This is a genomic window from Corynebacterium sp. c7Ub_26 (assembly GCF_053760365.1).
The window spans coordinates 624,651-639,290 of record NZ_JBSNBL010000001.1 but is presented as its reverse complement, the minus strand read 5'-3'; the positions used below and the strand labels follow the sequence as shown (position 1 = coordinate 639,290).

The following is a 14,640-nucleotide window of genomic DNA, read 5'->3' as shown; positions in this document are numbered from 1 at the left end:
GACGGGTACGCCCTAACGGCAGGACCTCCCCGATGAGCTCTGGGATGAGGTCGGTTTTTCTCCACTACTCTACGGGTGGTGGCAGGCTCTGCATGCCCATTCTTACGTGATACATGGCGTTGGACGGGCTGAGCTGGATAACGGCGGGTCAATGTCGGGATTTGTGTAGGCATGGGACATCCTTTCGACAATGTCGCGAATAAAAAATAATCGAACATCTCATCCCTCATTGAGGGACATCGCCATGACATCATGAAGGCCGGACATAAGAGCACATCACAGCTCATAATTCGAACACTAAAACCCGTTTACCTAGCATACAAGTATGTTTTATTCGAACACGTGCCACCTAATAGAGGTTTGTCATTGTCGTAACTCGCCGGTATTCACGACGACTTTTCCCTAACAACGTGCTAAGTCATCGAACGCACGTCCACGTGCCGTGGGGTGATGTAAACTGATCTCAACGCCGCGTACCAGGCGCACAGTACGGCCAAAAACTTCAGCCATAAGGACCTCTAGATCTAGAACTGGGAGAGACCAGCCCCATGCCTGCAAAGAAATCCCGGAAGTCAACGAAGCCTGACATGGATTCATTGACGGACCGGCAACATCGCATCATCGACGTTATTCATGATGCAATTGTGCTGCGTGGCTACCCGCCGAGCATTCGAGAAATCGGCCAGGCCGCTGGCCTGACCTCGACATCATCGGTGGCATACCAACTCAAAGAGCTCGAGCGTAAAGGATTTCTCCGGCGAGACCCGAATAAACCTCGAGCAGTGGGGCTGAAGATCGCGGATCCGACGAAACCTGCTGGGGCCTCATCGCTGCACCACGCGGATGAAGAATCCACGCCATCTGCATCGGATGAATGCGCGAACAGCGATATTGAGTCCAACCACCCCACCCCTGTCTTTATTCCGACGATCGGTCGGATTGCTGCAGGTACGCCGATCCTGGCAGAACAAGAAGTTACCGACGAGTTTCCTCTCCCCCGAGAACTTACTGGCGAAGGGGACTTATACATCTTGTCGGTTGTCGGTGAATCCATGAGAGACGCCGGAATCCTAGACGGTGATTATGTCGTCGTGCGCTCACAAAATGTGGCCGAGATCGGTGATTTCGTCGTCGCGATGATTGATGGAAATGCGACGGTCAAGGAATTCCACCGGGACCGAACCGGAGTGTGGCTACTGCCCCACAACGATGCGCTCGATCCGATCCCCGGTGATGAGGCAACTATTCTCGGCAAGGTCGTCACAGTTCTTCGATCACTGTGACGCGCGCCAACAACCCACCCCTAATTAACTAAGCCGAATTACCTAGCGACGATCCCCCCGGGCCGGAGCAGGAAAGCAATCCCGCTCCGGCACTGTGTTCCTACACAGCTTCTGCATCTTTAGACAGCGTCAGCAGCTGCTTTCTTCGCGTCGACGGCGGACGTAGCGGCAACCGCAGCGGCCGCCATCTTCTGGCATTCCTCGAGGGTGCGATCGCCAACCTGAGCACCCACACCCGCAGCAGAAGGAGCGGCAACGGACAACGAGTTCACGCCCAAGCCCGTCAAGACGCAGGCAAGAAGCGGATCGGAAGCTGCCTCGCCACAGACTCCGACGGGAGTTTTCGTCTCCGCGCCGGCCTCACAGACCATCTTGATGAGCCGCAAAACAGCAGGCTGCCACGGGTCATTGAGGTGAGCCAATGGGGAGGACAAGCGGTCAGCCGCCATCGTGTACTGAGTAAGGTCATTCGTTCCGATCGAAACGAAATCAATTTCCTGCATGATTTCCCGGGCACACAGCGCAACCGCAGGAACCTCAACCATGATCCCGGGCGTTAAGCCACGGTCGTGGCACATACCCGCATACCACCGAGCTTCGTCGGCAGTTGCCACCATCGGTGCCATCACCCAGGTCGGAGCGTCGCCGCGATCGTTATCCTCGACCGCTTTAGCGATCGCGTCCAACTGACGCTCCAGAATGTCCTGACGATCCCACGCGATGCGCACACCACGAACGCCAAGAGCCGGGTTGTCCTCTTCCTCCGCCTCGACGAAGGGAACGGGCTTATCCGACCCTGCATCGAGAGTACGAACAACGACCTTCCCCTTCGGGAAAGCATTCAGCACGCGACCATATGCCGCTGCCTGATCGTTGATCGACGGCTCCGTCGTCGAAGATAAGAAGAGAAGCTCAGTGCGGAACAGGCCCACTCCCTCAACGGCAGTCGACGCGGCCGACGCAGCCTGGGGACCATCCTGAACATTGGCTAATAACTGAACTCGGTGACCATCTTTAGTCTGAGCAGGGCCTTCCCAGTTTGCGATCTTCTCTGCAAGCTGCTCCCACTCATGAACTGCCTGCTTCGCGGCGTCCTCATCCGGGTTGACCGTGAGCTCTCCGGCAGCACCACTAATCATGCCTTCAGTCTCACCTGAGGAAATCTCAACATCGGTCGGTCCAGTTGCAACAACGCAAGGAATATTGAGCTGACGGGCAATAATTGCCGTGTGCGACGTCGGTCCACCACGACGCGTGACGATGCCGATGACTAAGTCCGGATTCAGCGTTGCCGTATCCGCGGGTGCGAGATCGTCGGCCCACAAGATAGATGGCGTTGTGAGGACCGGGAGTCCAGGCTCCGGAAGGTCCTGGAGGTGGGCCAAAACACGGTCGCGGACATCTTCCAGGTCGGCGACAAGCTCCGCAAAGACTCCCCCGTTGGCCGTAAACATTTCAACAAATGACGCGGTAGCAGTGACTGTTGCGTCGATCGCATTACGTCCCTGCTTGGTGGTCTTCTTAACTTTCCGACGCCAACCGCGGTCAGAAGCGAGCCCCGCAGTTGCATTAACAACATCTGCAGCGTGCCCCTCGAGGCTCTTGGCGCGTTCCTTGAGAGCCTCGGTGACTGCGTTAGCCGCTTGTTCAAAACGTTCGTATTCAGCCTCGCGCTGACCTTCGTCAACCTCAGCCCCAGCTTCCGGAACAGCGGGACGCGGGGCCACCACTGCGATTGGACCAAGGGCGACACCAGGTACTACGGCCTTACCTTTGATCACGGCAGTTTCTTGGGTGTCCATTAAAGTCGCTCCTCATGTCGGATTTCTTTAATCCAAGTCTAACGGGTGATTCCAGAAATATACCATCATTCAGAGTGGGAAAAGTCACAAAACTATGCCCGAATGCTCACGTTCACAGTAAAGTAAACGTAAAACCACAGAAAAGCCACTGATTGGATGGTCTCTTTATGTCCGATCGGGGGCATTCAGACACGGTCTGATGACCGTTTGAAAACGAAACGCGTACTCTTAGGAGCGAAGAAACATGAAGACAACGTAAAACCAACGAATCAAGCGCAGACTCAGCGTGAACCAGACGTGAAAGGACAAGTGACACAGACATGTATGCAGAGGAACGACGGAGACAAATCGCTTCTCTCACCGCCGTTGAAGGCCGCGTCAGCGTCACAGACTTGTCCGAACGATTCTCAGTGACAGCAGAAACGGTTCGTCGAGACCTTGCTCAACTCGATCGGGAAGGCGCTATCCATCGCGTGCACGGCGGTGCTGTGGCGTCCACCAATTTCCAGACATTAGAGCTGCCCATCGACAGTCGCGCAAGGGCCGCGTCCGGCGCTAAGGCCGCTATCGGCCGAACCGCAATGGATTACCTCCCACCACAAGGTGCAGGCATTTTTCTTGACGCGGGGACAACAACAGCGGTCTTGGCTAATCACATCGCGGATTTGTCGTCGGGACGCGGATGGCCCATCGTCACGAACTGTCTTCCCATTGCGATGAATCTGGCAAGCCGGAACTTAACCGATCTTCAGCTACTTGGTGGCCAAATTCGTGCGATTACCCAAGCTGTTGTGGGCGATACTGCGCTGCGTACGCTCGCGCTCATGCGTGCTGACGTTGCGTTTATTGGCACGAACGCGTTGACGATTGACCATGGCTTATCGACGGCTGACCCGCAGGAAGCAGCTGTCAAGAGAGCCATGATCACTAATGCCAATCGCGTTATAGCCATGTGCGATTCGTCGAAATTTGGCCGTGATTATCTGGTCAGCTTTGCTGCACTGAGTGATATTGACGTTCTCATCACTGACTCTGCCGCCCCGGAAAGTTTCCTTTCCCAACTTCGCGAACACGAGATCGATGTCGTCGTTGCACAGTAAGCGCGTGTAAAAGAGCTCGACGCTCTTACGAACACAACAGCGATGTCGATCCACCGCCACCATTTCTAGAGGAATAGTGTCTTCACACTCATCATCGCCGACTCCACAAGAAGGGGAAACACACGATGGCTCTAGTCCATCCGGCATTGAAGCATTAGATAGTCAGTCCTTGCGAATCCCCGACAATGCTGTCGTCACAGTGACCCCTAATCCCTGCATGGATCGCACGGCTGCAATATCCACCCCACTTGATCGAGGTGGAGTAAACAGGATCACTGACGTTACCGATGTACCAGCCGGCAAAGGCATCAACGTAGCGATGGCTACCTACAGGGCCGACGAACCAACCGTCGCCATTGCCCCGGCATCTGCAGGCGATCCATTTACTTCTTTAGTTCATAAAACAGGTCTCAGTTTTGTATCGACACCAGCTGACCATCCCGTCCGCGTCAATCTCACTGTCACGGAACCCGATGGCACGACGACGAAACTGAATGAGCCAGGCAATCCTCTTGAGCCTGACCACGTCGACACGCTGACCCGAGTGATTTCGCAAGTCGCGCAGCGTGCATCATGGATTGTCCTCTCCGGTTCACTGCCACCTGGACTGCCTACATCGTGGTACGCCGACATGGTCGGAGCGATTCGTAAGAGCGCCGACGGGCACGACGTCAAAATAGCGGTCGACACGTCAGATAAACCGCTTGAGGAACTCGGTGCCCGGATTCTGAAGGATCCGACTGTGGCCCCCGATCTTCTGAAACCTAATGGGTTCGAAATCGGCCAGATCCTCGGCCTCGACGGGAAAAACATTGAACACGAGGCATCACAAGGAAATCTCAAGCCCGCGACAGAAGCTGTGCAGCTTTTGGTTGACCACGGCGTACGTTATGTCCTGCTCACACTCGGTGCGTCGGGCGCGGTCTTAGCTACCCAACAAGGGACCTGGTACGCCTCTCCGCCTCCCATCACTCCGGTGAGTACTGTCGGAGCGGGTGATTCAAGCTTGGCCGGCTTCATTATCGGTACCCAAAGACGCGGTCACAGTAACGGAAAGAGCTCAGCTACAGACAGTTCAGTTGAGAAAACTGCACTTCAATACGCTGTAGCCTATGGCTCTGCGGCAACGTCGCTGCCCGGAACGACAATCCCCTTTCCCTCCCAAACACAACCTGAATCCGTCACCGTCATGGCTGGCGCTGGAGCAACAGCCTTGAAAGGAGTGTCATGACATCATCGAGCGGTTCCGGATCTACTCCGAACAAACCGACACAAAAAGAAACAGCACCAGCGGAGGGAACGCAGGCGAACTCCTCGGAGCCTCCCGTAATCACCCCGGACCTCATCATGCTTGACGTGGGTCCCGGTGACACCAAGGAAGCTGTTATTAAAGCTTTGGCTTCACATGCAGCGGTAGCCGGTCGCGCTGATGACGCCGAGGGGCTGACCTCTGACGCCTTGACTCGTGAATCGAAGTCAGCCACGGGTGTGCCTGGTGGCGTGGCAATTCCGCACTGCCGCACCAGCCATGTGGAAGTTCCGACGCTGACCTTCGCGCGACTCTCGAAGCCTGTTGATTTCGGTTCTGCCGATGGACCCGCCGACCTGGTTTTCCTTATCTCCGCTCCGATGGGCGGAGGGAAAGCACACCTGCGGATCCTGTCGAAATTAGCCCGTAGCTTGGTCAAAGCCTCCTTCCGGGATTCGCTGCGTGAAGCATCCGATGAGAAGGACGCAGCCCAGCGCATCCTTGACACCTTGGCTGCCAAACCAAAGAAGAAGTCCGCATCGACGGCGTCGGCAAGCAAGAGTGCAGGCTCAGCGGCGGCGGGTAGCGCTGCGGGGTCGACGCCCGTCGGAGCAGCTGGAGCATCAGCTCAGAGCGCCGACAGCAGCGATAACGCTGGTGGATCCGGACAGGCTGTTACCCACCTTGTCGCGATTACAGCGTGCCCAACCGGTATTGCGCACACGTACATGGCTGCGGATTCTCTATCCCAAACGGCCGACGCACGTGACGATGTCGAGATCACGGTTGAAACTCAGGGATCGTCCGGAGTCACTCCCCTTCCCTCCGACGCCATTAAGAATGCCGACGCGGTCATCTTCGCAACGGATGTCGGAGTTAAGGACCGTGAGCGGTTCGCTGGCAAACCCGTCATCGAATCTGGCGTGAAGCGGGCCATCGATGAACCCGCGGTCATGATCGATGAAGCCGTCGCGGCATCGAAAGATCCCCATGCACGCCGCGTCAAGGGGAAAGCGTCATCGTCGTCTGAGAGCTCTCAGGAAGAGGGCGAGGGACTCGGCTGGGGCAAGCGCATCCAGCAAGCCTTGATGACCGGCGTGTCGTACATGATTCCGTTCGTGGCAGCAGGCGGCCTCCTTATGGCGCTGGCCTTTGTGCTGTCTGGTGCGGATATCGCCAAGGTCTACGAAACCGTCGTCAACCACAATGCTCTGTGGAACCTTCCTGGGCAACACATTACTGTCGACGGCGAAACGTACAACTTCAGCCAGGCTCCTCTGCTGATCTACCTTGGTGCTGTATCGGCCTATGTCGGCACGCTGGGGATGAACTTCCTCGTTAGTGCCCTATCGGGGTATATCGCCTACGCCCTCGGTGGCCGTCCAGGTATCGCGCCAGGATTCATTGGTGGTGCCGTCTCCGTCGCTGTCGGTGCAGGGTTCATTGGGGGTCTGTTCACCGGCCTCATCGCAGGTCTCATCGCAATGTGGTTCAACACGCTTAATCCACCGCGGTGGCTTGCTGGGTTGATGCCTGTTGTGATCATTCCTTTGGTGGATTCGCTCATCACTGGCTTCGCCATGTTTATCCTGCTGGGACGCCCGATCGCCTCGCTGATGGACGCCCTGCAGAATGGTCTGAACTCGATGTCCGGCTCCTCTGCGGTTCTCCTCGGAATCATCCTGGGCCTCATGATGTGCTTCGACCTCGGTGGCCCCATCAACAAGGCAGCGTACTTGTTCGCCACGGCCGGCCTGAATGTCGACGATCCTGCGTCGCTGAAGATCATGGCTGCTGTCATGATTACCGGTATGGTTCCGCCTCTGGCCCTGGCTCTTGCGACGACTCTGCGGCCTAAGCTCTTCAATAAGGCGGAGCAGGAAAACGGAAAAGCGGCATGGTTGCTAGGCCTATCCTTCATCTCTGAAGGCGCTATCCCGTTCGCTGCTGCGGACCCGCTGCGCGTGGTTCCGGCTACGATGCTCGGCGGCGCAGTCTCCGGGGCTATCTCGATGGCAGCTGGCGTCGAGCTGATGGCTCCCCACGGCGGTGTGTTCGTGATTCTGGCCGTCACCCACGTCCTCATGTTCTTCGTCTCACTGGTGGTTGGCGTAGTCATCGCTGCTGCTGGTGTCATCGCCCTGAAGACATGGTGGCCGGTCAAGACACGCGATGCTGCGAAATCGCCAGCGTCGTCAGCACCGTCAGCGCAGAACAAAGAAGCTTCTGCCAAGACCACAGCGTAAAACAGAAGCTCGGCCAATACACTGACATTGGCTTAAAGATTGGGCTGGTACCCGCTGAACAACAAAGCAGCGATACTCCCCGATCAAGAGATACGGAAAAGGCTGTGGCACATGGCACTTCCCGTATCTGAACTACCACACTTGCAGCAACTTATCCGCTACGATAAGTACCGCTGTAGAAATAAATAAAATGCTTTGTGCAGGAGGACTTTAAGTCCGTTATTCTGGCACAAAAGGATCCCGATGATCCACACCTTGTTTTGATTAACAGAAAGGTTCACTTATGGCTTCCACAACCGTGACTGTCGGTTCTACCGTTGGTCTTCACGCTCGTCCCGCAGCTGTTATCGCCGAGGAAGCATCTAACTATGATGACGAAATCTTGATCTCGCTTCCCGACGATGATGATGCAGAACCTGCCGACGCCGCTTCTTCCCTCATGATTATGGCCTTGGGCGCTGAGCACGGTGACACCGTGGAAGTTTCGTCTGAGAACGCCGAAGCTGTCGAGAAGATTGCGGCTCTGGTTTCGCAGAACCTCGATAACGAATAATCCACTAGTTGTCGGGACCGCCACTGTGCGGTGACCAACGGCACTATTGATGGGGATGGCCGAATGTTTCTGGTCATCCCCATTTTTTTAATACTGACGCTGGCTGGCATCCTGCCCTTCCCCAACGTGCTCGAAAAGATAGCGCAAGAGCGGGTATCCAACGATGATCCCCACTGATCCCCACGCGATGCCCTCAATATCGACTGATCCCACCCGCAACGTGAGATTTCCTATTCCCGCTATTAATGCCACTGCGGCCGCGGTCAAATTAACGGGATTGGTAAATCGAACAGTGTTATCTTGCCAAATACGAATTCCGAGCATTCCGATCATGCCGTATAAGACCATGGTCGCGCCGCCCAAAACTCCCGTGGGAATAGTGAACACTAAAGCGCCGAACTTAGGAATAAAGGCAAGAATTATTGCGGTCGCAGCAGCAACCCAGTACGCAGCCGTCGAATAGACTCTCGTAGCCGCCATGACACCAATGTTTTCGGCATAACTGGTTGTACCCGATCCGCCGCAGAATCCTGCCACCGTCGTCGCGATACCGTCAGAAAATAAAGCCTTCCCCGCTAAGTCATCCATATTTCTTCCCGTCATGGCAGAAACAGCCTTTACATGGCCGACATTTTCTGCAATTAACACAACGACGACAGGGATCGTCGAAATAACGATCCCCGTGTGAAAAACGGGAGAATGGAATTGTGGGAAACCAATCCACGCGGCATTCTCTATCGTCTCTGAGGTACCTGGCGCTAAATTACCTGTTAGCGACGCGAAAACCCACCCGACGACGACACCAAAAAGAATTCCTAGCCGCGCGATCATCCCCCGGCCCGCCACGGTGAAGAGCAGAATAGCCGCCAGAGTGACGCCGGCTACTAATGGCTGTTTTTGCACGTTGGATGTGGCGGCAGGGGCCAGATTCAAACCGATGAGTGCGACGATTGCTCCCGTGACGGGTGGAGGCATCACGGCACCGAGGGCGTGTTGTCCCGCGGCCATCACAACGAGCCCCACGACCGCGAGCGCTAACCCCGCGGCAAGGACGCCACCCAGCTGGGCGGAGAGTCCCCCGCTATGTGCAGCGGTCAACGGAGCAATAAACGCAAATGAGGACCCTAAATATGAAGGAAGGCGATTCCTCGTGATGAGGAGAAACGCCATCGTCCCTAGACCAGAGAACAACAAGGTGGTATTGACGGGGAACCCGGTGAGGGTGGGGACGAGAAGCGTCGCCCCGAACATGGCAATGACGTGCTGCATTCCCACGCCGATAGTTCGAGGCCAACTTAATCGCTCATCTGGAGCCACGACGGCACCAGGTCGGGGTGTTTTTCCGTCACCATGCACGGACCACGGCAAAAGACTCTTTTTTGCGCTCACGCTTTCTTATTATTCAACCTGAGCAGTTAGATCCTTATCACGACCCCTATAAACACGAGCACGCCCCTGTAAGCAAAGAAAATTATGAGTATTCGTCCGCCTGAATAAACTCTTTCACCTCTTGAGCAACACGAGCAGGAACGCGCACATCAAGAACAGTGCCGTCGGAATCGTATTGTTCGTCTATAACGGTTCCATACTCATGGACTTTCGCCACAATGTCACCACGGGTGTACGGGACATGAAGCCTCACATGGGTATCCAGAGTGTTTAAGAACAGTTCGATTCGGGAGGCGAGTTCATCAATATTCTCGCCAGTCTTCGCCGACACGAAAACAACGTCGTCAAGCTCGTGGCGAAGCTGCGCGAGAACAATGGGGTCGGCCTGATCTATCTTGTTCACAACAATGATTTCAGGGGGCATGGCCTCCGCCCCACTGTTGCGAACGTCGGCAAGAACCTCGTGAACAGCAGCTATTTGCTTCAGTGGGAAGGGATCGGAACCATCCACAACGTGCAGCACCAAATCTGCCGACGCAACTTCCTCCAGGGAGGATCGGAACGCCTCCACCAACTGTGTGGGCAGGTGCCGGACGAAACCAACAGTGTCCGAAAAGATCACCGCCCTTCCGTCGGCAAGTTCTGCACGACGTGTCGTGGGGTCCAAGGTAGCGAACAGAGCATCCTCCACCAGCACCCCTGCCCCGGTGATGGCATTGATTAACGACGACTTCCCCGCGTTCGTGTACCCAGCAATCGCGATTTGCGGAGTGGTAGAGCTATCCCGTCGGTCTCGCTTAATTTCACGAGCAGTCGTCATGCTCCGCAATTCCGCTCGCAAACGAGCCATATCCTTACGCAGCCGTCGGCGATCAGCCTCAATCTTCGTTTCACCAGGGCCGCGGAGGCCAACACCGCCATTAGAACCGGCTCGTCCACCCGCCTGCCGGGACATCATGTCGCCCCAGCCGCGAACTCGCGTATAAAGATATTCCATCTGAGCGAGGGAAACCTGCGCCTTTCCCTCTTTGGACTTCGCATGCTGAGCGAAAATATCGAGGATCAGCATCGTGCGGTCAATAACCTTGACATCGAGCTGCTTTTCTAAAGCAATAAGCTGTCCGGGGCTCAGCTCACCGTCGCAAATCACTGTATCTGCGCCCAATGATCGGACCGCGTCACGGAGCTCAGCGACCTTGCCGGATCCGATGTACGTGCCCGCGTCGGGCTTCTCGCGCCGCTGGTAAAAAGATTCGAGGACCTCAGATCCGGCTGTCTCCGCGAGAGCACGGAGTTCTTCCAGATTTGCTTCGAATTCAGCGGTCGTCCCGGCGGTCCATACGCCGACCAGAATGACTCTTTCTAGCCGCAGCTTTCGATATTCGACGTCATAGCCGTCGGATTGCTCGGTGGTGTGAGCTTGGCTACCACGCGACAGCGCACGGAGTTCGTCACGCTCGCTAAGGTCGAGTTCGCCAGCGGTGGGCATGTGCGCATAGCGAACTCTTGTGTCGTTATGTAGGCCTCCCCCGCGTCGGCCATGGTCATCGGTGAGGTGAGTGTCGGAGTCCGAGTAAGACGGATAATTATGTGAACGTTCAGTCATTGCTCACAAGTGTCTCACAACTAGCCCTCACGCAGTAGTGCGTTCGCTATAGGCTGATGAACCGTAGCGTGCATGCGCTATGTCCACACAGGCCACGGCTCTACACCTAGTGCCGGCCCGCGGAGCTAACAGCTTCAGGCACAGCCGACGTGGACGCAGCCGGCCAGCACTGTGGGCGACGGGTTAAAACCAGCGCAACCGGTCCCGTTCCGCCGATGTGCGATCCGCATCCAGCCCCTCCGTCGGCCTTACCCAATGGGCAGGATGAGCATCCTCCGCCGGGGCAGGATGTACCCAGCGGTTTCTTGGTCAACCAGCCCATGCGTTCGAGGTGCTCAATGGAGGCGTCGACGGTGGTTCGGGCAAGGCCCGTGTTTTCAGCGATCCGTGACCGGTCAACGGCCCCAGAGGCAATGGCGTCACGAACCATGGCAAGCGGACCTTGTGAAGCCGACGATGCCGATGCACGCCCGGAGGAGTCACCCCGCGAAGGTACGCGTCGCGATAAATCTCGTTCTCGACGAAACAGCATTGCTATCACTGCTTTCACGAATCAATGTAGAGGAAATAATCTAGAAGAAAAGGCGTAGTGCCTGGAACGTAATGACGGCCAAAGCCCAGGCCACTGTCAGCTGTATGGCTATCCCCACCACCGTCCATTTCAATCCGATTTCTCTCTTTTGGGCAGCCAGTGTAGCCACGCATGGGGTGTACGCCAACAGGAAGACCATGAAGGCCCACACTGCTGGGTACGTGTGACCACCCGATGAGTGGTTAAAGTCTTCGCGAATGGCTTGAGCCAGCGCAGAGTGCCCCTGGTCCACGGCATCTTCATCCGACGGGTCCTGCAGGGCGTATGTCTGAGCCCACGACGAAATCACTGCTTCCTTGGCGACGAAGCCCGTGATCAACGGACCCGACAGCGACCAGGAATCGAAGCCAGCCGGGGCGAACACAGGTGCCACTGTTTGCGATACCGCGCCGTAGACCGAATCCTGCGGGTCGAGTTCGTCGTCACCCCAGCTGTGACCGCCGACGACGGGAGTCGACTGCAGCAGCCACACGACGATGACCGTCGCGACGATGATCCCGCCAGCCGTGTGCAAGAACCCTTTCAAACGCATCCACATAGCGGATAGTGCCAATCGAGGCACTGGCAACTGGTACACCGGCAAGTCGATAACGAGCGGTTCCGACCCCATACGCCGCCACAAGGTGTTCTTGATCAGCAGCCCTGTGAGCACAACCAACGCGATAGAGATGACGTACATGGCGAAGACAACAGAACCGCTGTTGTGGGGGAAGAAGGTCGCGGCCAGCATGACGTAAACGGTCAACCGGGCGGAGCATGACGTGAAGGGCACGAGCAGAGCAGTCAAGATCCGTTGACGAGCGTTGCCCAAAACTCGTGTTGCGGAAATGGCCGGAACGTTGCATCCAAATCCCACGATGAGCGGGATGAAGGCCTTACCTGGCAGGCCAATCGCTCGCATGAGCCGGTCCGCAACCACTGCAGCACGAGCCATGTAGCCCGAATCCTCCAGCACAGCCAGGCATAAGAACATTAACGCCATCAGCGGTGCGAAGGTCAGAACCATTCCCACGCCGCCGATCAGCCCGTCGACAATCAACCCGTGAACAAACGGATAGTCAAGCCCCAAGGCCTGAAGTAAGGATGTCGCCCCATCACTGACGGGACCGCTGAAGAAGTTATCCAGCCAATCCTGCAGAGGCGCGGCCACCGTCGTCGTGATTTCAAAGACGCACCACATAGCCGCAAGGAAAATCAGTGGCCCGGCGATGGGGTTAAGAACAACCCGGTCGATTCTTTCCGAGACGGACCGGGTGTGATCGTTGTGGATCGTTTCCTTCGAGACCGCTTTATCAATCCAGCTGAAACGTGCGTCGGAGACAGCCAGTTCGCGGTCCGGGCCCTCTAATTCATCGGGAATGTGCTGGCAGCACATCGGCCGGACGGTATCGGCCGGCATCTGTAGCTGCTTTTCAACTGCAGATGCCAACTCATCGACGCGACGTTTACGCGGATCGACCGCGACGACGGGAACCTGAAGCTTCCGCGACAGCACATCAGGGTCAACCTCAAACCCCTGGTTTAGCGCAACATCGCCCTTGGTGAGAACGACAACCATACGATACGGGTGCTCGGCTACTTGAGCCGCGAGATAGAGGCCACGCGAAATCGTGGCGGTATCTGCAACGACGATGACCAGATCCGGCCGCTCCTCCACGTCACGTTCCAAAAGGAGTTCACGTGTGAGAGCTTCATCAGGGCTCATCGGGTCGAGAGAGTAAGCACCCGGAAAATCGATCACGTCATAGACTGTTTCACCCGAGCCGTGTGACGTCTCGGAGTGGTGTCCCCCCCTTTGCCGATTCTTCTGTCTTCGGCTCCTCGTGCTCGCTGGAGCAGTGAGGGCATGCATCCGCCGAATCGACCTGAACGGAACCCGCGTGCTCGTCGCACGTATCTGCGTGATCGACGGCGCTGTGCTTGTCCTTCTTCACTTTCCATGCACCGCGAGACACCGAGACAGTCGTGCCCGGCCAGTTGCCCATTTTGGCTTTTGCACCGGTGAGGGCGTTGAACAGGGTTGACTTACCGGCATTGGGCGCACCGACGAGGGCGATGACTGGTGAGCCCTTCGGCGCCATGGCCGTTCCATGGCTTTCGCAGTGACAGGATGGTGCGTCGGCGAATTGTGTTGTGAGGTCCTTGGTAGATGTGGCCGTCGCCGTGCTGGACGTTGCGACACCGCCCTCCGTCTGAGGACCTAAAGAGTCATTCATTTTTCCTCCGAGAATCCCCTACCGTCATGGGGAAATGACCTCTATGACGAGGTCGAGATGGCAATGTGCTTGAGAGTAAAAGCATCGAGCGCGTATCGAGCGTCAAGAACCTTCACGATGCGGCCGCCGCCGGCGGCGTTTTGAGCCACATGAACGGTAGTGCCCTCGCGCAACCCCAGTTCACGGAGTCGACGAGCGAAAAGAGCATCGACGTCTGAGCCTACGATTGTTGCGGAATGTCCTGGTGGCACGTCATAAAGAGTGCTCATGGCGGGCGAAGAAGTAGTTGCATGACGGTCCGAGCGACTCATGGAAATCTTTCCCATTCCAGGTCTCCTCATCGGCGGTCACCTTGCACTACCTTTCACAGTGCACGGTGACCGCGTTTCCATACTTGCCAGAGAGAGGGAGCCATCTGGAAGGCTCACCGAGGGGTGATCTGCGGGTGGTTGTCCTCGGTCTGGTTTTCCTTAACTTATTTCCAGGTCTATCAGAATTGTGGTTCTGTTCGGCCTATAACAGTTTTCATGGTAGCACGACACAAACGGGCATAAACAAAAAAATGAGGGAAACAAACAAACACTGTGAGCAAACCCGTGAACGG

Annotated in this window: 11 protein-coding genes and 1 pseudogene; 5 read left to right on the top strand and 7 right to left on the bottom strand. The window is 56.4% G+C overall.

The window, feature by feature from the left end:
- Positions 1-548 precede the first annotated feature (548 nt).
- Positions 549-1,283 (top strand): transcriptional repressor LexA, encoded by a 735-nt coding sequence (gene lexA / locus ACWORE_RS02720; RefSeq protein WP_455302422.1) that lies wholly within the window; start codon positions 549-551, stop codon positions 1,281-1,283.
- A 119-nt stretch (positions 1,284-1,402) separates the two neighbouring features.
- On the opposite strand, the gene ptsP is transcribed toward lexA, so the two are convergent.
- Positions 1,403-3,085 carry a phosphoenolpyruvate--protein phosphotransferase gene (gene ptsP / locus ACWORE_RS02715; RefSeq protein ID WP_455302420.1) on the bottom strand — a complete coding sequence of 561 codons (1,683 nt, stop codon included), beginning with the start codon at positions 3,083-3,085 and terminating at the stop codon, positions 1,403-1,405.
- Positions 3,086-3,405: 320 nt separating this feature from the next.
- On the opposite strand from ptsP, the gene ACWORE_RS02710 reads away from it, so the two are divergent.
- From ACWORE_RS02710 to ACWORE_RS02695, 4 genes are all read left to right on the top strand, one after another.
- Positions 3,406-4,185, top strand: coding sequence for a DeoR/GlpR family DNA-binding transcription regulator (locus ACWORE_RS02710; protein WP_012731729.1), 780 nt, complete (start codon positions 3,406-3,408; stop codon positions 4,183-4,185).
- Between the two features lie 76 nt (positions 4,186-4,261).
- Positions 4,262-5,416: a 1-phosphofructokinase family hexose kinase gene (locus ACWORE_RS02705; RefSeq protein WP_455302417.1), complete on the top strand. Its 1,155-nt coding sequence runs from the start codon at positions 4,262-4,264 to the stop codon at positions 5,414-5,416.
- The gene (locus ACWORE_RS02700) at positions 5,413-7,680 is read left to right on the top strand and encodes a PTS fructose transporter subunit IIABC (protein ID WP_455302415.1); all 2,268 of its coding nucleotides are present in this window, start codon (positions 5,413-5,415) and stop codon (positions 7,678-7,680) included. The genes ACWORE_RS02705 and ACWORE_RS02700 overlap by 4 nt, the downstream gene beginning before the upstream one ends.
- Positions 7,681-7,963: 283 nt before the next feature.
- Entirely contained in the window at positions 7,964-8,233 is a 270-nt protein-coding gene (locus ACWORE_RS02695; protein ID WP_012731732.1) for an HPr family phosphocarrier protein, read from the top strand.
- 87 nt (positions 8,234-8,320) lie between these two features.
- Here the strand turns inward: ACWORE_RS02695 and ACWORE_RS02690 are convergent, their stop codons facing one another.
- From ACWORE_RS02690 to ACWORE_RS02665, 6 genes and pseudogenes are all read right to left on the bottom strand, one after another.
- The gene (locus ACWORE_RS02690; RefSeq protein ID WP_455302413.1) at positions 8,321-9,622 is read right to left on the bottom strand and encodes a uracil-xanthine permease family protein; all 1,302 of its coding nucleotides are present in this window, start codon (positions 9,620-9,622) and stop codon (positions 8,321-8,323) included.
- 82 nt (positions 9,623-9,704) lie between these two features.
- Entirely contained in the window at positions 9,705-11,111 is a 1,407-nt protein-coding gene (gene hflX / locus ACWORE_RS02685) for a GTPase HflX (protein WP_296136637.1), read from the bottom strand.
- A 223-nt stretch (positions 11,112-11,334) separates the two neighbouring features.
- Complete coding sequence (locus ACWORE_RS02680; RefSeq protein WP_081429409.1) at positions 11,335-11,760, bottom strand: FeoC-like transcriptional regulator; 426 nt, start codon at positions 11,758-11,760, stop codon at positions 11,335-11,337.
- A gap of 40 nt (positions 11,761-11,800) precedes the next feature.
- Positions 11,801-13,525, bottom strand: coding sequence for a ferrous iron transport protein B (gene feoB / locus ACWORE_RS02675; protein ID WP_455302615.1), 1,725 nt, complete (start codon positions 13,523-13,525; stop codon positions 11,801-11,803).
- Between the two features lie 229 nt (positions 13,526-13,754).
- Positions 13,755-13,901: pseudogene (locus tag ACWORE_RS02670) on the bottom strand (FeoB small GTPase domain-containing protein); the annotation flags it as partial.
- Positions 13,902-14,077: 176 nt separating this feature from the next.
- Positions 14,078-14,362, bottom strand: coding sequence for a FeoA family protein (locus tag ACWORE_RS02665; protein WP_204088587.1), 285 nt, complete (start codon positions 14,360-14,362; stop codon positions 14,078-14,080).
- Positions 14,363-14,640: the final 278 nt, after the last annotated feature.

Bases quoted from the DNA above. Each gene is read 5' to 3' on its own strand.
- lexA (WP_455302422.1), top strand. From the start codon at position 549: ATGCCTGCAAAGAAATCCCGGAAGTCAACGAAGCCTGACATGGATTCA.
- ACWORE_RS02710 (WP_012731729.1), top strand. From the start codon at position 3,406: ATGTATGCAGAGGAACGACGGAGACAAATCGCTTCTCTCACCGCCGTT.
- hflX (WP_296136637.1), bottom strand. From the start codon at position 11,111: ATGCCCACCGCTGGCGAACTCGACCTTAGCGAGCGTGACGAACTCCGT.
- ACWORE_RS02700 (WP_455302415.1), top strand. From the start codon at position 5,413: ATGACATCATCGAGCGGTTCCGGATCTACTCCGAACAAACCGACACAA.
- ACWORE_RS02695 (WP_012731732.1), top strand. From the start codon at position 7,964: ATGGCTTCCACAACCGTGACTGTCGGTTCTACCGTTGGTCTTCACGCT.
- feoB (WP_455302615.1), bottom strand. From the start codon at position 13,525: ATGAGCCCTGATGAAGCTCTCACACGTGAACTCCTTTTGGAACGTGAC.
- ptsP (WP_455302420.1), bottom strand. From the start codon at position 3,085: ATGGACACCCAAGAAACTGCCGTGATCAAAGGTAAGGCCGTAGTACCT.
- ACWORE_RS02665 (WP_204088587.1), bottom strand. From the start codon at position 14,362: ATGGGAAAGATTTCCATGAGTCGCTCGGACCGTCATGCAACTACTTCT.
- ACWORE_RS02680 (WP_081429409.1), bottom strand. From the start codon at position 11,760: ATGCTGTTTCGTCGAGAACGAGATTTATCGCGACGCGTACCTTCGCGG.